The sequence below is a fragment of the Klebsiella sp. 141203 genome (assembly GCF_032601985.1).
Classification (GTDB): domain Bacteria; phylum Pseudomonadota; class Gammaproteobacteria; order Enterobacterales; family Enterobacteriaceae; genus Klebsiella; species Klebsiella aerogenes.
In genome coordinates this window covers 839,146-859,666 of sequence record NZ_JAQIRL010000001.1, presented here as the reverse complement: position 1 = coordinate 859,666, position 20,521 = coordinate 839,146, and the positions used below count along the sequence as shown (strand labels likewise).

17 protein-coding genes are annotated in these 20,521 nt (G+C 53.2%); 6 read left to right on the top strand and 11 right to left on the bottom strand.

What is annotated here, in order from left to right:
* Window positions 1-7 precede the first annotated feature (7 nt).
* The 4 genes from dgcJ to yeaG form a co-directional block, all read right to left on the bottom strand.
* Complete coding sequence (gene dgcJ / locus PGR29_RS04195) at window positions 8-1,495, bottom strand: diguanylate cyclase DgcJ (RefSeq protein WP_271032359.1); 1,488 nt, start codon at window positions 1,493-1,495, stop codon at window positions 8-10.
* Between the two features lie 205 nt (window positions 1,496-1,700).
* Window positions 1,701-1,919, bottom strand: a complete 219-nt coding sequence (locus PGR29_RS04190; RefSeq protein WP_087859322.1) for a cold-shock protein — start codon at window positions 1,917-1,919, stop codon at window positions 1,701-1,703.
* Between the two features lie 642 nt (window positions 1,920-2,561).
* On the bottom strand, window positions 2,562-3,845 hold the full coding sequence (locus PGR29_RS04185) for a YeaH/YhbH family protein (RefSeq protein ID WP_087859323.1): 1,284 nt from the start codon (window positions 3,843-3,845) through the stop codon (window positions 2,562-2,564).
* Between the two features lie 117 nt (window positions 3,846-3,962).
* Complete coding sequence (gene yeaG / locus PGR29_RS04180) at window positions 3,963-5,897, bottom strand: protein kinase YeaG (protein WP_015366145.1); 1,935 nt, start codon at window positions 5,895-5,897, stop codon at window positions 3,963-3,965.
* 427 nt (window positions 5,898-6,324) lie between these two features.
* On the opposite strand from yeaG, the gene PGR29_RS04175 reads away from it, so the two are divergent.
* Entirely contained in the window at window positions 6,325-7,071 is a 747-nt protein-coding gene (locus tag PGR29_RS04175; protein ID WP_087859324.1) for a MipA/OmpV family protein, read from the top strand.
* A 227-nt stretch (window positions 7,072-7,298) separates the two neighbouring features.
* On the opposite strand, the gene PGR29_RS04170 is transcribed toward PGR29_RS04175, so the two are convergent.
* Both PGR29_RS04170 and gapA read right to left on the bottom strand, forming a co-directional pair.
* Window positions 7,299-8,183 (bottom strand): D-hexose-6-phosphate mutarotase, encoded by an 885-nt coding sequence (locus tag PGR29_RS04170; protein WP_087859325.1) that lies wholly within the window; start codon window positions 8,181-8,183, stop codon window positions 7,299-7,301.
* A gap of 71 nt (window positions 8,184-8,254) precedes the next feature.
* Window positions 8,255-9,250 (bottom strand): glyceraldehyde-3-phosphate dehydrogenase, encoded by a 996-nt coding sequence (gapA, locus tag PGR29_RS04165; protein WP_004203784.1) that lies wholly within the window; start codon window positions 9,248-9,250, stop codon window positions 8,255-8,257.
* A 338-nt stretch (window positions 9,251-9,588) separates the two neighbouring features.
* Here gapA and msrB point away from each other — a divergent pair, with 338 nt between their 5' ends.
* Window positions 9,589-10,002, top strand: a complete 414-nt coding sequence (msrB, locus tag PGR29_RS04160; protein WP_045393286.1) for a peptide-methionine (R)-S-oxide reductase MsrB — start codon at window positions 9,589-9,591, stop codon at window positions 10,000-10,002.
* 41 nt (window positions 10,003-10,043) lie between these two features.
* Window positions 10,044-10,322: a YeaC family protein gene (locus PGR29_RS04155; protein WP_015366149.1), complete on the top strand. Its 279-nt coding sequence runs from the start codon at window positions 10,044-10,046 to the stop codon at window positions 10,320-10,322.
* A gap of 79 nt (window positions 10,323-10,401) precedes the next feature.
* Here PGR29_RS04155 and PGR29_RS04150 read toward each other — a convergent pair whose 3' ends face one another.
* The 4 genes from PGR29_RS04150 to sppA form a co-directional block, all read right to left on the bottom strand.
* A complete protein-coding gene (locus PGR29_RS04150) occupies window positions 10,402-11,658 on the bottom strand; it encodes a glycoside hydrolase family 18 protein (protein ID WP_308959101.1) in 1,257 nt (418 codons plus the stop codon).
* A 172-nt stretch (window positions 11,659-11,830) separates the two neighbouring features.
* Window positions 11,831-12,472: a bifunctional nicotinamidase/pyrazinamidase gene (pncA, locus tag PGR29_RS04145; RefSeq protein ID WP_213795006.1), complete on the bottom strand. Its 642-nt coding sequence runs from the start codon at window positions 12,470-12,472 to the stop codon at window positions 11,831-11,833.
* Between the two features lie 10 nt (window positions 12,473-12,482).
* Entirely contained in the window at window positions 12,483-13,499 is a 1,017-nt protein-coding gene (gene ansA, locus PGR29_RS04140) for an asparaginase (protein ID WP_045393280.1), read from the bottom strand.
* A 140-nt stretch (window positions 13,500-13,639) separates the two neighbouring features.
* Complete coding sequence (gene sppA / locus PGR29_RS04135) at window positions 13,640-15,493, bottom strand: signal peptide peptidase SppA (protein ID WP_087859327.1); 1,854 nt, start codon at window positions 15,491-15,493, stop codon at window positions 13,640-13,642.
* 164 nt (window positions 15,494-15,657) lie between these two features.
* Between sppA and PGR29_RS04130 the strand changes: the two genes are divergently transcribed.
* The gene (locus tag PGR29_RS04130; RefSeq protein ID WP_316424103.1) at window positions 15,658-16,209 is read left to right on the top strand and encodes an NAD(P)H nitroreductase; all 552 of its coding nucleotides are present in this window, start codon (window positions 15,658-15,660) and stop codon (window positions 16,207-16,209) included.
* A gap of 116 nt (window positions 16,210-16,325) precedes the next feature.
* On the opposite strand, the gene phoC is transcribed toward PGR29_RS04130, so the two are convergent.
* Window positions 16,326-17,072, bottom strand: a complete 747-nt coding sequence (gene phoC / locus PGR29_RS04125) for an acid phosphatase PhoC (RefSeq protein ID WP_015705781.1) — start codon at window positions 17,070-17,072, stop codon at window positions 16,326-16,328.
* A 226-nt stretch (window positions 17,073-17,298) separates the two neighbouring features.
* On the opposite strand from phoC, the gene selD reads away from it, so the two are divergent.
* Window positions 17,299-18,342, top strand: a complete 1,044-nt coding sequence (gene selD, locus PGR29_RS04120; protein WP_032708315.1) for a selenide, water dikinase SelD — start codon at window positions 17,299-17,301, stop codon at window positions 18,340-18,342.
* Between the two features lie 4 nt (window positions 18,343-18,346).
* Entirely contained in the window at window positions 18,347-20,296 is a 1,950-nt protein-coding gene (locus tag PGR29_RS04115) for a DNA topoisomerase III (protein ID WP_316424102.1), read from the top strand.
* Window positions 20,297-20,521: the final 225 nt, after the last annotated feature.

Here is a 20,521-nt window from a genome sequence, read left to right as displayed (position 1 = left end):
AAACTTATCAGCGAATGCCGGGGATTTTTTTCTGCTTTTTGTTTATATACAGGCGCGCATCGGCTGCTTTCATTGCTTCACCGAGTGAGTGTTCTGGCGCGAGATGTTCCGCTCCCCAGGAGAAATCGACGCGCTGTTGATGGTCATGAATCGCCAGATATTGCCGGATCCTCGCCGGGATATTTTCCGCTTCATCTTCCGGATAATCGATCAGAATTAGAAAGAACTCATCGCCTCCTAAGCGCACGCCATAATCGCTGCTGCGAATAGAAGCGGAAATAGCCTGCGCCAGAAGAATAATCGCTTCGTCGCCGGCGTTATGCCCCCAGGTATCGTTGATCTTTTTCAGTCCATCGCAGTCAAGGGCCATTGTAACGACGTTAACCCCTTGCGCGGTAAGTCGTTGCAGGCGTGATTCCAGCATCGGGGTAAGGATCTTACGATTATAAAGGCCGGTCATGGTATCGCTGATATTCTCTTTCGACACCGAGTTGTAGTGGCGGAAATGAACCCGCACCAGGTGCAGTAACGCGGCGGTTGAGAGTAAATAAAACAGGAAGAGTTTCCACGAGCTGAGCAGAAAATACATAATATCAAGAGATAAGGTTATCCGTAAGTTTTCTGCTACCTGATGGGTGTAATGGGCGTAATTCAACAGATGTGTTTTACTATTATGTACCTCAATGAGCGCGCCGGTATCGGAGTCCTTCAAGGTAATATCCAGATAGCGCCACACCAAAGGTCGGTCGCTGGTGTATAACAAGGCCTCAATCTCTTGCGCGGTCACATCGACCATCACTACGCCTTTGAGTTTATCCTTGAAATACACTGGCGTTAAAAACGATAAAATATTCTTTCCCGTCATCGCATCAACATACACGGTCGAGATGAGCGAACGACCCTGTTCTAAACCATCAAGGCTGGCCTGGCTAATACCCAGTTTACTGTCCTGAAGAAAATTCCAGTTCTGTATCGGATTGCTTTTAATTCTGACGGGCGCATAAAAGTAGATGTATTTATTTACCAGATCTATGTAATAGCGAAAGCGTTTTTCTGATTTGAGCGTCGCAGGAACCTCTGGCTGCCAGCTATCATTTCTGGCAACCGCGCGATCGAATGCCTGGAGCGCAGGAATATCGCCACGCCATTTGCCGCAGTCGGCATGTGCGGCGCTTAGGGTGCCATGCAATTGGGGATAGGTATAGCCGGCGATATTCAAACCACTGACATCCCCGTTGTGTTGTACGCTATTACAGACCTGTTCTAACTCTGTTTGGTTTGGGGGAGTATCCAGCTTGCGCAGAAACTGAGAGATGATGAGTTGATTCTGATACTTATCATAGAGAAAGGTCGATTCTCCTTTTTCTATGATGTATCGCATATAGCCTGACATATCGCGATGGGTAGCGATTAATTCGTATACGAGAAATGAAGACGTCAACACCACGACGCCTGCGGAAATAACATGTCGCAGTAATTTATTCTGTAATTTCATGATGTTTGCATTCGTCCTACTCGTTTAGCTGATTTTATCATAGTGGATAAACTGGCTACCAGAGCGTGGGTGAACGAACGGCTGGTCAGAAAACTATGCTGACAGATAGTTCAGGAGTGGAGAATAGGGCAAGGCAGGCTGGACTAAAAAGCGGCACTCTTCATGACGCGTGTCTGAAGAGTGCGCAGGACTGGCCTAAGGCCACTCATGAGGCGGCGGAAGCAAACATTTTGCCACTTCCGGCGAGCTGTGACATGACAGGCTGATAAACATCGATAGATTCGATATTGTCAAAAGTCACCATGTCGGATTTACAAAAAATGCATTTCGCGCCGAAGGGATTTTTTTCGCTCACATCAAAATGTGAGGTTCTGTACTGTGACCCATGGCAGCACGGGCATCGGAAATGAATATTGTTAATCATAATTTTATCCTTTTATATTATTATGTTTTTTTACATTTTGTCACTCATCCACAGATTATAAATACGTAAAGTTTCTGGTGAGCTGAGCTTCAAAACGGAAATATCTTTAATGTTACTACTAAAAATAGCATGTCTGACAAATCATGTTATCAATTTATGCCATTTTGTGGTGATTTGAATGAGATGCTTCTTATTTATCTACTCAGGTCAAAGCCGTCATCGTTATCGTAAATCAGAAGTTCGCATCAAATTTAGCCGGCGTTTAACCGTCTTACTAAGCCATTACTCTTATTAGTCATCTTCTATCCAGTTTTTTAATGTATCAAAGCATACAGGATTTGATTTGCAGAAGAATCTTAATACTATTGGAGAGACTCAGGAAAGGTGGTATCAGCGATAGCGCCTGGAGGTGTGAGTAACTGCTTGGGTAATATCTTTCTGTCTTTCAAATCGACGTAGCCATTAACGCATAGTAGAAAAAATAGTGCAACATTTATTTTAGCCATCCAGAGGCCCAATGCGTAAAGGATTAATTCGGTAATTATCTAAATGTAAATGAGCGGAGCCTGAACCTGGCTATTTATGTGTTTGTGGTACAGAAAAATCAGCCAGAATGGGTATTTATCTGGCTGATTGATGAGGCTAAGTATTGCTGGTGGTGCCTTGTTTATGGAACAGTTCGCGGAACACCGGGTAAATATCTTCCTGATCGCGAATATGCTGCATAGCAAAATTCTCAAATGTTGCCTGCAGATGTTCATACTCGCGCCACAGAGTCTGGTGGGCGCGGCGGGTGATTTCGATATAGCTGTAGTAACGAACCACCGGCAGTATTTTCTTCGCCAGCAGTTCATGACACAGCGGCGAGTCGTCTGCCCAGTTATCGCCATCCGACGCCTGCGCGGCGTAAATATTCCACTGCGCCGGGTCATAGCGGGCTTTAACAACCTCATCCATCAACTTCAGGGCGCTTGAAACAATCGTGCCGCCGGTCTCCTGGGAATAGAAAAACTCATGTTCATCCACCTCTTTCGCCTGGGTGTGGTGGCGGATATAGACCACTTCAACGTTTTTATAGGTCCGGCTGAGGAACAAATACAGCAGAATGTAAAAACGTTTCGCCATGTCTTTTGTGGACTGGTCCATTGAACCAGAAACATCCATCAGGCAGAACATCACCGCCTGGCTTGAAGGCTCCGGTCGTTTCTCATAGTTTTTATAGCGTAAATCAAACGTGTCGATAAACGGCACGCGCTCAATTTTAGCCCGCAGTTCCGCAATCTCTTTACGTAGCCGCTCCTCTTCCAGCAGCTGCGCTGGTTCGCTTTTGGCAATGGTATCGAGACAGTCTTCCAATGCCCGCAGTTCGCGCCGCTTACCGGCGGTCATCGCGGTTCGCCGCGCCAGCGAATTCTGTAATGAACGCACCACGCTGATATTGGCCGGCACGCCGTTGGCGGTAAAACCCGCACGATGGGTTTTGAACTCGTTCAACTGGCGTTGCTGGTTTTTCTTCAGGTTGGGAAGGGCCAGATCTTCAAACAGCAGGTCAAGATATTCATCTTTGGAAATCTGAAAGACGAATTCATCCTGGCCCTCGCCATCGGCGCTGGCTTGCCCCTGACCACCGCCGCCTCCACCGCCGCCGCCCTGTGGGCGTTCAATGCGGTCGTTCTGCACAAAGTGATCGTTGCCGGGATGGACGCGATTACGTAGCCCGCCGCGCCCCTGATGAAACATTGGCTCGTTAATATCGTCCGTCGGAATGGAGACGGATTCACCGCTGTCGATATCGGTCACCGAACGTTTATTGATGGCTTCGGAGATCGACTGCTTTATCTGCGCCTTGTAACGGCGCAGAAAGCGCTGACGATTGACAGCGCTTTTGTTCTTCCCGTTCAGGCGTCGGTCTATGAACCAGGTCATATGCCCTCCTGTACTGCATTTGCCAACTGTACCCTGATGTTGCTTAGGGTATATGTCTTTCGTTATACGAGCAGTGGTGCAGAAACCCGGCAGCCGCGGCTACCGGGTTTGTCGCTATCAGGACGATTTACGTACCCGCAGGTACCATTCGCACAGCAGGCGCACCTGTTTACGGGTATAGCCTTTTTCCATCATGCGATCGACAAAGTCATCGTGTTTTTTCTGCTCGTCGGTAGACGTTTTGGCATTGAACGAAATGACCGGCAACAGCTCCTCGGTATTGGAGAACATTTTCTTCTCAATAACCGTGCGCAGTTTCTCATAGCTGGTCCAGTTCGGATTACGTCCGCTGTTATTCGCTCTGGCGCGCAGCACGAAGTTGACGATTTCGTTACGGAAATCTTTCGGGTTGCTGATCCCGGCGGGTTTCTCGATTTTCTCCAGTTCCGAATTCAGCGACTCACGGTCGAACAGTTGCCCGGTATCCGGATCGCGGTACTCCTGATCCTGAATCCAGAAATCCGCATAAGTGACATATCTGTCAAAAATGTTCTGTCCATATTCGGAATAAGACTCAAGATAAGCAGTCTGGATCTCTTTACCGATAAACTCGGCGTATTTCGGGATCAGATAGCCTTTGAGGAATTCCAGATAACGTTCGGCCTGCTCCTGCGGGAACTGTTCGCGTTCGATTTGCTGTTCCAGTACGTAGAACAGATGGACCGGGTTAGCCGCCACTTCGGCATGATCGAAGTTAAACACCCTTGAGAGAATTTTAAAGGCAAAACGGGTAGAGAGACCGTTCATCCCTTCGTCAACGCCGGCGTAATCACGATACTCCTGGTAGGATTTCGCTTTCGGATCGGTATCTTTCAAGCTTTCGCCGTCATAGACGCGCATCTTCGAGTAGATGCTCGAGTTTTCCGGCTCTTTCAGGCGCGACAGGATTGAGAAGCGCGACAGCGTTTCGAGCGTTCCAGGGGCGCATGGCGCATGGGTCAGCTCACTGTTATTCAACAATTTTTCATAAATACGGATCTCTTCCGAGATGCGCAAGCAATAAGGCACTTTGACGATATAGACACGGTCAAGGAACGCCTCGTTGTTTTTGTTATTACGGAAGGTCACCCACTCGGATTCGTTGGAGTGCGCGAGGATAATACCGTTGAACGGCAGGGCGGAGATACCCTCGGTTCCGTTATAGTTGCCTTCCTGGGTCGCCGTCAGCAGGGGGTGCAATACTTTAATCGGCGCTTTAAACATCTCGACGAATTCCATGATCCCCTGGTTGGCGCGGCACAGCGCGCCGGAGTAACCATAGGCATCCGGATCGTTTTGCGCATAGTGTTCCAGTTTACGGATATCCACTTTCCCCACCAGCGCCGAAATGTCCTGGTTATTTTCATCACCGGGTTCCGTTTTGGCGATGGCAATCTGTTCGAGGATTGACGGCCACACTTTCACGACGCGGAATTTAGTGATATCACCGCCGAACTCGTGCAGGCGTTTAGCCGCCCACGGCGACATTATTGTGCCGAGATAACGGTTAGGAATGCCGTATTCTTTATTGAGGATCTGCGCGTCCTCCTGCGGGTTAAACAGGCACAGCGGATGATCGTTGACCGGGCTGCGTTCGCCGTTGGCGCTCAGCACGTAGATTGGCACTCGCTGCATCAGCGATTTCAGACGTTCCGCCAGCGAGGATTTACCGCCGCCGACCGGCCCCAGCAAATACAGAATCTGTTTTTTCTCTTCCAGACCCTGCGCAGCATGTTTCAGATAGGAAACAATCTGCTCGATGGCATCTTCCATACCATAGAACTCTTCAAACGCCGGATAGCGTGCGACAACCCGGTTTGAAAAGAGGCGGGACAGCCGCGGCTCCAGGGCCGTATCGACCATGACTGGTTCACCAATGGCCGTCAATAGCCGCTCTGCCGCGTTGGCATAAGCACTGCGATCTTGCCGGCAGATGGTAAGAAACTCCTGCAGTGTGAACTCTTCGTCCTTGGCAGCTTCATAGCGCTGGCGATAGTGATCGAATATATTCATGGCATGCCGTCCTTTCGTTTTTTAGCACAGGTTGAGAGCCGTTCATATGAATAGTAGGGGCCCCCGGAAGGAGCAGGCTGAACGACATCCTTTACTTATCAGCAACCCTCGTGCCAGGTTACAGAAGCGATTTGGATAACGTGCTCTGCGACTACACCTTCTAAATTTAAGCGTAGATGCATTTAGAAAACTTGCATGCCGCTAAAACTCAATTTCAATGACATATCAATAACTCATCCGGAAACCAGGCAATTTTTCGCATATCTTGCCAAAGCCTTTCATTAATCTGTCATGAAGTCGCAAAAGGGCGGTCATTAAGCAGTGGGAAATTGTTCGGTTTAGTGTAAGAGCAAGTAAAGCATTTGAGGCATGACCTCTACGACGTTAAACTGCACGCGCTAATTATTTGACAACAGGAATATGGATCGTGACTAAAATCAAACTTCTGGCACTGGGTGTGTTCATCGCGACGTCAGCTAGCGCAGTGCACGCTGACGGGAAGTTAACGCTGGGGGCCGGCGTGGGCGTCGTCGAGCATCCTTATAAACAATATGATGCAGATGTTTACCCAGTACCTGTCATTAGTTATGAAAGTGAAAACTTCTGGTTCCACGGTTTGGGTGGTGGCTACTACCTGTGGAATGATACCAACGACAAACTGTCCGTGACCGCTTACTGGTCGCCAATGTATTTCAAGCCGGGCGACAGCGACAATTCGCAGATGCGCAAGCTGGATCGCCGCAAATCCACCATGATGGCGGGTTTAAGCTACGTTCATAACACTCAGTACGGATTCCTGCGTACGACGCTGGCCGGCGATACGCTGGACAACAGCAACGGCATCACCTGGGATTTGGCATGGCTGTATCGTTATACCAACGGCAACCTGACCCTGACGCCGGGTATTGGCGTGGAGTGGAACAGCGACAATCAAAACGAATACTACTACGGCGTCTCGAAGCATGAGTCGAATCGTAGCGGCATGCGCAGCTACGATCCTGACAGCAGCTGGAACCCGTATCTGGAGCTGGCGGCGAACTATCGTTTCCTCGGCGACTGGAGCGTTTACGGTATTGCCCGTTACACTCGTCTGTCTGACGAAATCACCGATAGCCCGATGGTGGACAAATCCTGGAGCGGCCTGATTTCGACGGGGATCACCTACTCCTTCTGATAGTGCACTTCCACAGACTTTTTTATGCATCAAAACAGGGCGTTATGCCCTGTTTTGCTATACGGTGGTGCGGAAGTGGCGACCTCCCACGACAATTCGCGATTATGCCGGGTGGCGGCTACGCCTTACCCAGCCTACGGGTCGAGCCCACTGTCGCCTGGAAAACACGGTGTTAAGTAGGCCGGATAAGCGAAGCGCCATCCGCTCACGCCAGACGCTTGTCGGTCTTAACGCTTCACAACGCGAATGGTCTGCGCCAGGCGAGTGGGTTTCTCTTCGCTGGCTTTCTGCGGCGCGGTAACGCAGCAGGTTTCCACGCACACGAAAGTTTTGTAGCCGTCATCCGGCATATCACCCATGCTGACGGAAAGCGCCGGGCCCGGGTTCCAGGCAACGACGTTACCGTGATGGCGATGGATCACGTCGATGTTGCGCTTCAGCACGTCATCATGAATCACGCTGCACGCTTCGGCATTCAGATAAACGCGGTCGGTGCGGTCCGGGAAGGTCTGGATGCCGTCTTTCAGCACGCCTTCTTCGGCATTCAGCACTTTATCAACATAGCGGTCGCCAAGGCCGCTAACTTTCACCGCCGCGATATCGCCAACGTTGAAGTAGGTGTGCAGGGCGGATGTGGTTTCAAACTCGCCGTGGGCTTCCAGTTCGATCTCGCAGGTCTTACCCAGCTTGAAGCGCGCATACAGCGTAAAGTCGTGCGGCCAGTATTTGCGGGTTTCGTCACTGCTCTGCAGTTCGAAGGTCAGCATCACGCCGTTTTCATCTTCGTCCTGGCATTTTAGCGCCCACGGCAGGTTGCGTGCGAAACCGTGCGACGGTAGCCCCTGCTGCGCTGACGGGCCGAACCATGGCCAGCAGATTGGTACGCCGCCGCGCAGGGCGACGCCGTTTTTAAATGGGGTATTGTTGCTTAACCACAAAACTTCTTCTTCACCGGCCGGCTGCCAGGAGAGCAGGTGAGCGCCCTGTAGGGCGACGGAAGCTTTTACCTGCGGGTGGTCAACGACGATAAGTTCAAGATCGTCCAGCTTACGGCGGGAGAATGCAGGAGAAAGTTGTTCAATCACCGGGAGAGCAAAAATTTTATTAATCATTACGCCATCCTCTTTCAGGCAAAAAAAAGAGCGACCGAAGCCGCTCTTATTGATTACTTATTCATCTCAACTTATTTGGAGATGTGAGCAATCAGGTCCAGAACTTTGTTGGAGTAACCAGTTTCGTTGTCGTACCAGGAAACCAGTTTCACGAAGTTGTCGTTCAGTGCGATACCAGCTTTAGCATCGAACACGGAAGTGCAAACTTCGCCGTTGAAATCGGTAGATACAACGTCGTCTTCGGTGTAACCCAGAACGCCTTTCATTGCGCCTTCAGAAGCCGCTTTGATTGCTTTCTTGATTTCTTCGTAGGACGCTGCTTTTTCCAGACGAACGGTCAGGTCAACAACGGATACGTTCGGAGTCGGAACGCGGAACGCCATACCGGTCAGTTTGCCGTTCAGTTCTGGCAGTACTTTACCTACCGCTTTAGCAGCGCCGGTAGAGGACGGGATGATGTTCTGAGCTGCGCCGCGGCCGCCGCGCCAGTCTTTGTGAGACGGGCCATCAACGGTTTTCTGAGTGGCGGTAGTCGCGTGAACGGTAGTCATCAGGCCTTCAACGATACCGAAGTTGTCGTTGATGACTTTAGCCAGCGGAGCCAGGCAGTTGGTGGTGCAGGATGCGTTAGAAACGATGTCCTGGCCTGCGTAAGTGTCGAAGTTAGCGCCGCGAACGAACATCGGAGTGTTGTCTTTGGACGGGCCAGTCAGAACGACTTTTTTCGCGCCAGCGGTGATGTGTTTACGAGCGGTTTCGTCGGTCAGGAAGATACCGGTTGCTTCAGCAACAACGTCAACACCAACTTCGTCCCATTTCAGGTTAGCCGGGTCACGTTCAGCGGTAACACGGATTTTTTTACCGTTAACGACCAGATGACCGTCTTTCACTTCAACGGTGCCGTCGAAACGACCGTGAGTGGAGTCATACTTCAGCATGTAAGCCATGTACTCTGCGTCTAACAGGTCGTTGATTGCAACGATCTCGATGTCAGAACGTTTCTGAGCAGCACGGAAAACAATGCGACCGATACGGCCAAAACCGTTGATACCTACTTTGATAGTCATATATTCCACCAGCTATTTGTTAGTGAATAAAAGGTTGCCTGTAAAATTACAAAAACCTTACGCAGCGTCAAGCGGAATCGTGTCAATCATTGCGACAAATCAATCCTGAGCAGACCTTTGCGCGATTGATTTGCCTCACTCTCCCTTTGAGCCCAATTCCATATGGGGACTGCGTCCGGAATTTTAAAGGTCATATAAGATAAAAATGTGATTAGCATCACAATTATCTGGCTGCCTGATGGCATCGGATAAGTTTAGAACAAAAGTACAGGTTTCATTGTTAATGTTTTGTTAGAATCGACGGGTAAAGTTGCCCTTTCAAAGCGAGAAGTAATCACATGGCTAATAAACCATCTCCTGACGAGCTCAAACAAGAATTGAGCGAGATGCAGTTTTATGTGACGCAGAATCACGGTACCGAACCGCCGTTTACCGGACGGCTGCTACATAATAAAAAAGACGGCATCTACCACTGCCTGGTCTGCGATGCGCCGCTGTTTCACTCACAATCCAAGTATGACTCCGGCTGTGGCTGGCCGAGCTTCTATGAGCCGGTGAGCGACGACGCGATTCGTTATCTCAATGATTACTCGCACGGGATGCAGCGTACGGAAATTCGCTGCGGCAATTGCGATGCGCACCTGGGGCATGTCTTCCCGGATGGCCCGCAGCCGACCGGCGAGCGTTTTTGCGTCAATTCGGCCTCTTTAAGCTTCACCGATGACCAAAACGGCGAACGAACTAAAGGCTAAGAAACGATTCAGCAAATTATTCCAAGACGGATGAGCAGATGATGGATATCGAGCAAATTATTGCCAGTATGACGCCGGAACTGTACCAACGTTTAGCCACCGCGGTGGAGTTAGGAAAATGGCCGGACGGCGTTGCGCTGACCCCGGAACAAAAAGAAAACAGCATGCAGCTGGTGATGTTGTGGCAGGCGCGCAACAACACGGATGCGCAGCACATGACCATCGACACCAACGGTCAGATGGTGATGAAGAGTAAACAGCAATTGAAAGAGGATTTCGGTATCGTGCCGAAGCCGATTGCAACGTTCAAACCGCAGTAACCTGCCGTACTGAGCGCCCGGTCTAGCCGGGCGGCTCTTCATGTCACCCCGGTTGCGCAGGGCTTCCGGGGCTCATGCTTTATTGCGTCTTAATGCCTAACGACTCGGCCAACTGGCGGGCAAGCTGGTTTTTATCATCAGCGCCATACTCCCAGAACATACCGCCTGCTAACCCTTTGCTCTTGATGTAATCGGCTTTGATCGCCACCGAACGAGGGTTCTCGTAGGACAGGGCGAACAGCGCTTTGCCATCGGCAGAATTTACCGATAACCACGGCACCTTCGCTTCGTCATCCCAGTGCTCAGTAAAGCGTTTCTGCGGATCGTTGAGCAGTTTGGCAACAATATCGTTGTATTTCACATAGGTATCTTTGCTCAGGTCATAACCCAGCGATTTAAACAACTCGATCTGCTGCGCCCCGAAGTAAGGTTGAGTGGCCGGGTTTTTCTGCGCATCAGGCTTACTCCAGTCAATGCCAGGCTCGACGGCACGTTTCGGGACCCGGCCATAGAAACCAATCCCGAGATTCAGCTGACTCGGTTTCAGACCCGCTGCCAGATAGTTATTCACCACAAAATCGGCGCTGTATTTATCCGCTGCGGCTACGGTCGGCCAGTGGCGGGAGTCATAGAGATTTGAGTTAAAATATTGCGTGCCGTAGGCCATGTCGTAGGTCATCAGATTGATGTAATCCAGCTGCGGGGCGACCGCTTTCACGTCGACCCAGCTTTTTGGACTTTCAACATTGGCGCCTACGGCGATGGTCACCAGTTTCTTAGTGCCGACGGCGGCACGTAGTTCTTTCAGCAACGCGGTAAAGTTATCGCGATCCGCCGGCTGGCTGGCCACCAATCCCCAGGCGCCGTTAACCGGAAACTCCCAGTCAAGGTCGATGCCATCAAGGCCATACTGGTTAATGACCTGCTGGACCGAACGGATAAACACCGCCCGGCTTTCCGGCGTGGCCGCCGCGCCGGAAAATCCACGCGCGCCCCAGCCGCCGACGGAGAGCAGGACTTTTAGATCCGGGTTTTGCTGACGTAGCGCCGGCAGTTTTTGTAAATCCGCCTGTACTTTCGGCGACAGCCAGATTTGATGGAGATGGTCAGGGTCTTTCAGCGCGTCGTTGGTCTCGTCTTTTTCATCGTTGTAGATAAGGCCGAACGAGTAGTTAAGATGGGTTATTTGTCGGACATCAAGCTTGTCGATATCGCCGCCGGGGCCTGCGGTGACGTCGCCGCCGCCGTTAAAGTAGCCGACCGACATATAAGATTGCGCGGAAACGACAGAGGCGCAGAGCAGGGGGAATGCTGCCAGCAAGGGCAAAAGTTTCATCGGAGTTCCTCTTTGACAATAATAAATAAGCACACGCCACGGAAATGGCGTGGCGAAAAAACAGCCTGTCCACAGTATCAGCCCTTATCCGGGGAAACTGCGAGACAGCTCAATTTATCGAGGTTAACGAGGCGGTAAATACCGCCCGGCGTGAGGTGCGCCGGGCGTGAGGTCAGGGCTGAGTTTCCAGCCAGTCATCGAGGGTGTAGAGCGTGGCTCCGGCGGCGGCCATTTCCATAAAGGCAACGGCGCTGTCCTGCGGCTGCAGGTTGACGCCGCGACAGCCGTCGGTGATAACGTTAACGGTGTAGCCCAAATCCAGCGCATCGAGCACGGTAAATTTAACGCAGTAATCCGTCGCGAGGCCGAGAATGTTCAGCTCCGTCACGCCGTGCGCGCGTAGCCAGCCATCCAGTTCGGTTTTCTGCCGGTGACCGTTGTCGAAAAACGCGCTGTAGCTGTCGATTGCCGGGTTTTGCCCTTTATGAAACACGGCGTTGATGGCCTGCTGTTTCAGTAACGGGTGCAGCGCGGCGCCATCGCTATGCTGCACGCAGTGATCCGGCCAGAAAGTCTGCGGCAGGCCATCGAGCTCTCCCTGGGCATAGGGCTCGGCCTGATGCTGACTGGCAAAGCTACCATGGTTGGCCGGATGCCAGTCCTGGCTTGCGATGATGGCGTCGCCGCGCGCCAGACTCCAGTCGATCAGCTGATTTGCGATATCAATGGTGCTGTCGCCATCGGGGACGGCGAGTGCGCCGCCGGCGCAGAAATCGTTTTGCAGGTCGACCAATAGCAGCGCGCGGTGGCTCATGGCTTGCTCCTTACTCATCGGGGGTCAATTCGCCGCGCAGGTTTTGCTGCATGGCGTTTCGAATGGCCGCACCATCAAGGTTCTGACTGAGCAGATAGTGTAGCTTGGTCAGCGTCGCTTCCACGGTCATATCAAAACCGCTAATGACTCCGGCCTGCGCCAGCGCGTTGCCCGTGGCATAGCCACCCATATTCACCTTACCCGACATGCATTGCGTCAGGTTCACCACCACAATGCCGCGCTGGCTGGCTTCCGCCAGGACCTGAATAAACTCGCCGTTCTGCGGCGCATTGCCTACGCCATAGGAGCGCAGGATCAGCGCTTTCACCGGCTGACGCAGGAAATTACGCACCACATCGGCAGAAATCCCAGGATAGATAGTAACCACGCCGATAGGCTGCGGCGTAATCGGGTGGACGATCAACTCGCCATTTCCGTGCGGCGCCGGCGGGGTACCGAGACGGCGGATATGGATGCCGGCTTCCAGCAGCGGCGCCAGGTTTGGCGAAGCAAAGGCATCAAAACCGTCTGCGTGGGCCTTGGTCGTGCGGTTGCCGCGATACAGACGATTATTGAAGAACAGCGAAACTTCGTTGATGGGATAGTTGGCGGCGACGTACAGCGCATTGAGCAAGTTGATTTGCCCATCGGAACGCAGCTCGGCTAGCGGGATTTGTGACCCTGTCACAATGACCGGCTTACCTAAGTTTTCCAGCATGAACGACAGCGCCGAAGCGGTGAAGGCCATGGTATCGGTGCCGTGCAGGATAACAAAACCATCGTACTGGTCGTAGTGGTCGCGAATGTCGTCAGCGATATGCTGCCAGTCTTCCGGCGTCATATCAGACGAGTCCATTAACGGCGCATATTCATGAATAGTGAAGTCCGGCATCTCCGGACGGTGGAACTCGGGCATCAGCGCTAGCTGGCGCTGCAGGTGGCCGGAAACGGGGATATAACCGTGATCGGAGCGCTGCATACCGATGGTCCCACCGGTGTAGGCAACGTAAATCGATTTCTTTTGCATAGCATCGCTTAGGTTGGACGTGAACAGGCGCAGTATAAAGTGGCAGGCAAAAAAATAAAGCGCTAACCCTGGGAGTTGCAGAGAAGCGCTTGAATTTAATGTCGTTGAAACGCTGCCCCACTGTGGGGGCAGACGGGGAATTAACGAATATTGGCGCAGGTCAGACAGAAGGCATAGCGGTTCTGCGGATCGTTAAATGCCGCCAGTTTATCGCTTTCCGTTTTCACAACGTCTGCTGCAGCCGCAACCGGCGCAGGCAGATATGCCTGAATCGCGGCCGGCAGAGCAGCGCGCACCGAACCGGTCAGACTATCCATCACCATCGCGAAGAACGTTGGTTCTTCCTGATACCAGGTGATATGCCACTGTTTCAGTTTCGCCAGCTCCGCGGCTTTCGCCACCGCGTCGTCGAAATCGCCGAGGCTATCTACCAGGCCGTTGGCTTTGGCGTCTTCACCGGTCCAGACGTGGCCTTGTGCGATTTGGTCAATCTTCTCCGGCGTGCTCTTACGCGCGTTGGCGACCAGAGTGATAAAGCGCTTATAACCGTTCTCGATGCTCATCTGGATCAGCTGCTGAACTTCCGGCGGCAACGATTTGGTGGTCGAGACATCGGCCAGCGGCGAGGTGGCGACGCCATCGGTATGGACGCCAATTGAACCGAGCGTATTTTCCACCGTGTTAATCACGCCGAAGATACCGATGGAGCCGGTGAGGGTGCTCGGGTTCGCCACGATGTAATCCGCCGGGGTGGAGATCCAGTAACCGCCGGATGCCGCCATGCCGCCCATTGAGACCACCACCGGTTTACCCGCCGCTTTCGCCGCCGCCAGCTCTTCGCGAATCACTTCCGAGGCGCTGACGCTGCCGCCAGGGCTGTTGACGCGCAGAACGATCGCTTTCACTTTCGGATCCAGGCGCGCGTCGCGGATTTGCGCCGCGGTGGTGTCGCCGCCGACGTTACCCGGCGTTTCTTCACCATCCATGATGGCGCCGTTCGCAAAGATAACCGCTACCGCTGAACCCTGTTCAGCAGGCGCTTTGACGTTGTAATCGTAGTAGCTAATGGCGCGATAGTTGTTATCCGCTTTGCTCCAGCCAAACTGCTTAGTCAGCGCTTTTTCCACTTCCGTCGAAGTGGCCAGCTCGTCGACCAGCTTGTTATCCAGCGCGTATTTCGCGGTATCGCCATCGACTTTACGCAGGCCGTCGATCACGCCCTGAGCGCCGGGGAACAGCTGCTGCGCGGTGATCTGGCGGTTAGCGGCAATAGTGTTGAGATAGTTCTGCCACAGTTCGCCAATCCAACGGCTGTCCGCTTCACGCGCAGCCGGCGACATGTCGTCGCGAATAAACGGCTCGACGGCGGATTTGTAGGTACCGACGCGGAAAACGTGGGTCGAGACTTTCAGTTTATCCAGCAGCGATTTGTAGTACAGACCGTTGGTGGCAAAGCCGTGCAGGTCGACTTCACCCTGCGGCGAGAGCCAAATTTTATTGGCGAAGCTCGCCAGGTAGTATTGCCCCTGGGTGTAGCTGCTGCCGACGGCATATACCGGTTTACCGCTGTCGCGGAACTCGCGTAGCGCTTTACCGATGTACTGCATTGAGGGCTGATCGCCGCCGACGAAGTTTTTCAGATCCAGTACGATACCGGTGATATTACGGTCGTCTTTCGCCTGGCGAATCGTCTGTACGATATCGAACAGCGAGTTCTCCTGCAGACGATCGGAACTGGCGCCGAACAGCTGGCGGCCGATGACTCCCAGTTTGCTGCTGGCGGAAGGTTTATCAACGACCACGCCGGTGATGTTCATCAGCAGCGCGCCGCGCGCGGTATGTTCCGCGGTGCTGCTGCTAAACTGCGCCCAGATGCCGACGCAAATCAGCACCAGTGCCAGGAACACCAGGTTCAGCGCGAATTGGCGAATGAAATTGAGTATTCGCCATGTCCATTTAAAAAATCCGGCAAGAAATCGCCAAAGGGTTCGCATGTATTCTCCCTAATATTTTGATGATGGGTCAGCCGCAGGGGCTGCCGCGTCTGGCTATCCTAAAGAGAGTGCCGACGCTTGTCAGCAGGAATCACCCATCGGGCTGTAACAAAATCCATGCGCATGTTAATTTTATGCAAAATGACATCACAGGAGTTACAAAGATGGATGCTCTCGAACTACTGATAAATCGCCGCAGCGCGTCGCGCCTGACCGACCCGGCTCCGGCTGGCGAACAGCTGGAAAATATCCTTCACGCGGGGATGCGCGCGCCGGATCACGGCACGTTACAGCCGTGGCGGTTCTTTATTATTGCCGATGATGGCCGCGAACGCTTTAGCCAACTGCTGGAAAAAGGGGCGATGGCCGCCGGGCAGGATGAAAAAGCCATTGAAAAAGCACGTAATGCGCCGTTCCGCGCACCGCTGATTATCGCGGTGGTCGCACGCTGTGAAGAACATCCGAAGGTACCGCTGTGGGAACAGGAAATGTCCGCAGGATGTGCGGTGATGGCGATGCAAATGGCCGCAGTGGCGCAGGGCTATAACGGTATCTGGCGTAGCGGCGCGTTAACCGAGAGTCCGGTTGTCCGCGAAGGCTTTGGCTGCCGCGAGCAGGACAAAATTGTCGGTTTTCTCTACCTCGGCACGCCGCAGTTAAAAGCATCGACCACGTTTGCGCGTCCGGATACCGCGCCGTTCGTCACGCGCTTCTGAGTCAGCGCTTGTTCCGCCGGGCGCGTTGTTGCTTACCGGGGCTACAGCGCTGTGCGATTTAGTAGCCCGGAGAAGGCGCGTTAAGCGCCGCCTCCGGGAGTTCAACGGCGATGACGTTACTTCTGCGTTTTGGCGAATTCATCTTTGGCTTTCTGTAACTGCTGCTGGAAGGCCGGGTTGGTGTGCAGGGTCGCCACTACCGCCGAGCCGACAATACGCGCCGCATCGACGTCGCTCTGCCAATGATAGCCGCAGATAACCCGGCTTTCGCCCAGCTCATAGCCGCGCTTAAGAATTTCGTTTTGCCGCTGCGGATTGATCTCCGCCAGTACCAGCGCGGTTGCCCAACCGATAGAGGTGTGGCCGGAAGGGTAAGAGCCATTTTTCGACAGCTTGTCCTGCTCGGTGGTGTTACAGGTTGAAACGCCGTAGAACGCAAACGGGCGAATGCGCATATATTTCTCTTTCGCGCTGCGGGTGGCCAGATCGCCGGCATCCTCAATCATATTCGTCAGCAGCTTATGCAACTGCGGCGCGTCTTTTTCGGTGATGGGCGAACCAAAGGCGCTGGAGAAGGCATTCGCCACGCCGCCGGCGCTAAGGTTGGCATCTTCAGCCGCCAGTTTACCGCGTTCGGTATTGCGCAGCAGTCGTCCTTTCTCATACATCGCCTGATCGTTTAAAAATGCGATGCTGCCAACTTCCGGCGGCGGCGGCAACAGCGCCAGGCTATCGATGGCCTGGGCATTTTTCAGATAATAGAGATCGGGTTTAGTGGTTGCATCGTTGCCGGCAGGGACCAGTGCGAAAGCGTTAACGGAAAACAGGCTGGCGAGGCAGAGGGCGAGAACGCGCTTTTTCATCTACATTTCCTTACGGTGTTATATGTCCAGAACAATGGTTTTGTTTTTAGTCACATTTTTGTCATCTGTAAGTAAAAGTTAAAATCACATTGAAAAAATTGTTCGGTATCGCAAAAACGCATATTTGTCTGCTTAATGAGCAACCACTCGCGATTTCGGACTGTCGCACTTATCACCTTGCCGTTTGGGCGCTACCATAGCGGGATTGCAATGACAGGAGATGTCCATGAGCGAGCAAGCTATTCGTTTAACGCAATACAGCCACGGAGCCGGTTGCGGTTGTAAAATTTCCCCTAAGGTGCTGGAAACCATTCTGCATAGCGAGCAGGCGAAGTTTGTCGACCCGAACCTGCTTGTCGGCAACGAAACCAGCGACGATGCGGCGGTCTACGATCTGGGTAACGGGACGTCGATCATCAGCACCACCGATTTTTTCATGCCGATCGTCGATAATCCTTTTGATTTTGGCCGTATCGCGGCGACTAACGCCATCAGCGATATTTTCGCCATGGGCGGCAAACCGATTATGGCGATTGCGATACTTGGCTGGCCAATCAACACGCTGGCGCCGGAGATTGCTCGCGAAGTGGTTGAAGGCGGGCGTTTTGCCTGCCAGCAGGCTGGGATTGCGCTGGCGGGCGGTCACTCTATCGATGCGCCGGAACCGATTTTCGGGCTCGCGGTGACCGGCGTGGTACCAACCGAACGTATCAAGAAAAACAGCACCGCGCAGGCGGGCTGCAAGCTGTATCTGACCAAACCTCTGGGTATTGGCGTGCTGACTACCGCCGAGAAGAAATCGCTGCTGAAGCCGGAACATCAGGGGCTGGCGACGGAGACCATGTGTCAGATGAACCTTGCCGGCGCCGCATTTGCCAATATCGAAGGGGTAAAAGCGATGACGGACGTCACCGGTTTTGGCCTGCTGGGGCATCTCAGCGAAGTCTGCCGTGGCGCGGGCGTTCAGGCGCAGCTAAACTACGCCGATATTCCTAAACTGCCGGGTGTTGAAGCCTATATCGCCGCCGGAGCGGTGCCGGGCGGCACCGGACGCAACTTTGCCAGCTACGGCCACTTGATGGGCGAGATGCCGGCGGCATGGCGCGATCTGCTGTGCGATCCGCAAACTTCCGGCGGCCTGCTGCTGGCGGTAACGCCGGAAGCTGAAGCCGAAGTCCAGGCCGCTGCCGCGGAATTTGGCATCAAGCTTGCCGCCATTGGCGAGCTGGTAACCGCCCGCGGCGGGCGTCCAATGATCGAGATCCGTTGATTAGATGCGGTTGTTTATTGCAGAAAAACCGAGTCTCGGTCGCGCTATCGCCGATGTGTTGCCTAAACCGCATCGTAAAGGCGATGGCTTTATTGAGTGCGGCAACGGGCAGGTGGTCACCTGGTGTATCGGCCACCTGCTGGAGCAGGCGCAGCCGGATGTTTACGACGGCCGCTATGCGCGCTGGAACCTGCTCGACCTTCCTATCGTACCGGAAAAGTGGCAACTGCAACCAAAACCGTCGGTCACGAAACAGCTGAACGTCATCAAGCGCCTGCTTGGCGAGGCGCAGGAAGTGGTTCACGCGGGAGACCCGGATAGAGAAGGGCAACTGCTGGTCGATGAAGTGTTGGACTACCTGCAGCTGGCGCCGGAAAAGCGCCAGCAGGTGCAGCGTTGCCTGATTAACGACCTGAACCCACAGGCGGTTGAACGGGCAATTAACCGCCTGCGCGCGAACAGCGAATTTGTCCCGCTGTGCGTATCGGCGCTGGCCCGCGCTCGCGCCGACTGGCTGTACGGCATCAACATGACCCGCGCCTACACCATTCTCGGGCGTAATGCCGGCTATCAGGGGGTGTTGTCGGTTGGCCGCGTACAGACGCCGGTATTGGGGTTGGTGGTACGTCGTGATGAAGAGATAGAGAACTTCGTCGCCAAAGATTTCTTTGACGTCAAAGCGCATATTGTCACGCCAAAAGATGAGCGGTTTATCGCCACCTGGGTGCCAAGCGAAGCCTGCGAACCCTATCAGGATGAAGAGGGGCGTTTACTGCATCGTCCGCTGGCCGAGCATGTGGTTAAACGTATCGAAGGCCAGCCGGCAATCGTGACCGGCTATAACGATAAGCGCGATTCCGAACCGGCGCCGCTACCGTTTTCGCTGTCAGCATTACAGATCGAAGCGGCCAAACGCTTCGGCTTCAGCGCGCAGAACGTGCTGGATATCTGCCAGAAGCTGTATGAGACCCACAAACTGATTACCTATCCGCGTTCGGATAGCCGCTACCTGCCGGAAGAACATTTTGCCGGCCGCCATGCAGTACTGAATGCGATTAGCGTCCATGCGCCGGATCTGCTACCGCAGCCGGTGATGGATCCGGAGATCCGCAACCGCTGTTGGGATGATAAAAAGGTCGATGCGCACCACGCGATTATCCCAACCGCGCGCAGCAGTCAGGTCAAACTCAACGATAACGAAGAGAAAGTCTATAACCTGATCGCTCGTCAGTATCTGATGCAGTTCTGCCCGGATGCGGTATTCCGCAAGTGCCAGATTGACCTTGATATTGCTAACGGCAAATTTGTCGCCAAGGCGCGCTTCCTCGCCGAAGCGGGCTGGCGCGCGCTGCTTGGTAATAAAGAGCGTGACGAAGAGAACGATGGTACGCCGCTGCCGGTGGTCGCGAAAGGCGATGAGCTATTGTGCGAAAAAGGTGAAGTGGTGGAGCGACAGACCCAGCCGCCGCGCCACTTTACCGACGCGACGCTACTGTCGGCGATGACCGGTATTGCCCGCTTTGTGCAAGATAAAGAACTGAAAAAGATCCTCCGCGCGACCGACGGTCTGGGGACGGAAGCGACCCGCGCCGGGATTATAGAGCTGCTGTTTAAGCGCGGTTTCCTGAATAAAAAAGGACGCTATATCCACTCATCGGACGCCGGTCGGGCGCTAATCCATTCCCTGCCGGAAATGGCCGCGCGCCCGGATATGACCGCCCATTGGGAGTCGGTATTGACGCAAATCAGCGAAAAACAGTGCCGCTATCAGGACTTTATGCAGCCGCTGGTAGGGACGCTTTTCCAGCTTATCGATCAGGCGCGGAGGACACCGGTGCGCCAGTTCCGTGGAATTATCTCACCGAACGAGGGTAAGAAAAAGAGCGCACTTCGCAAGCGTACCAGCAGAAAGACGCCACCTGCGCACGATCGAGGGGAAGATACTCCGACATAACCTCCGCCCCCTGCGCATAAGGATTCCAGGGGGCGATTTTAATGTTATGTTGTATATCATATCGCGGATTTTATTTTAAAATAGACCTTTCCTGTAATGAAGGAATAATTAATATATTTTATTATTGAATGATTCCTGTCTTTTTATATGTCTGATGTAGTGGTGTTGATTTGTTTTTCAAATCATACTTTAATAATATTTAAAATGAGTGGGTTTTATTTATAC

Bases quoted from the DNA above. Each gene is read 5' to 3' on its own strand.
- dgcJ (WP_271032359.1), bottom strand. From the start codon at position 1,495: ATGAAATTACAGAATAAATTACTGCGACATGTTATTTCCGCAGGCGTC.
- phoC (WP_015705781.1), bottom strand. From the start codon at position 17,072: ATGAAAAAGCGCGTTCTCGCCCTCTGCCTCGCCAGCCTGTTTTCCGTT.
- PGR29_RS04185 (WP_087859323.1), bottom strand. From the start codon at position 3,845: ATGACCTGGTTCATAGACCGACGCCTGAACGGGAAGAACAAAAGCGCT.
- ansA (WP_045393280.1), bottom strand. From the start codon at position 13,499: ATGCAAAAGAAATCGATTTACGTTGCCTACACCGGTGGGACCATCGGT.
- yeaG (WP_015366145.1), bottom strand. From the start codon at position 5,897: ATGAATATATTCGATCACTATCGCCAGCGCTATGAAGCTGCCAAGGAC.
- PGR29_RS04130 (WP_316424103.1), top strand. From the start codon at position 15,658: ATGGATGCTCTCGAACTACTGATAAATCGCCGCAGCGCGTCGCGCCTG.
- PGR29_RS04115 (WP_316424102.1), top strand. From the start codon at position 18,347: ATGCGGTTGTTTATTGCAGAAAAACCGAGTCTCGGTCGCGCTATCGCC.
- PGR29_RS04190 (WP_087859322.1), bottom strand. From the start codon at position 1,919: ATGATTAACAATATTCATTTCCGATGCCCGTGCTGCCATGGGTCACAG.
- pncA (WP_213795006.1), bottom strand. From the start codon at position 12,472: ATGAGCCACCGCGCGCTGCTATTGGTCGACCTGCAAAACGATTTCTGC.
- PGR29_RS04150 (WP_308959101.1), bottom strand. From the start codon at position 11,658: ATGAAACTTTTGCCCTTGCTGGCAGCATTCCCCCTGCTCTGCGCCTCT.
- gapA (WP_004203784.1), bottom strand. From the start codon at position 9,250: ATGACTATCAAAGTAGGTATCAACGGTTTTGGCCGTATCGGTCGCATT.
- selD (WP_032708315.1), top strand. From the start codon at position 17,299: ATGAGCGAGCAAGCTATTCGTTTAACGCAATACAGCCACGGAGCCGGT.
- sppA (WP_087859327.1), bottom strand. From the start codon at position 15,493: ATGCGAACCCTTTGGCGATTTCTTGCCGGATTTTTTAAATGGACATGG.
- PGR29_RS04170 (WP_087859325.1), bottom strand. From the start codon at position 8,183: ATGATTAATAAAATTTTTGCTCTCCCGGTGATTGAACAACTTTCTCCT.
- msrB (WP_045393286.1), top strand. From the start codon at position 9,589: ATGGCTAATAAACCATCTCCTGACGAGCTCAAACAAGAATTGAGCGAG.
- PGR29_RS04155 (WP_015366149.1), top strand. From the start codon at position 10,044: ATGGATATCGAGCAAATTATTGCCAGTATGACGCCGGAACTGTACCAA.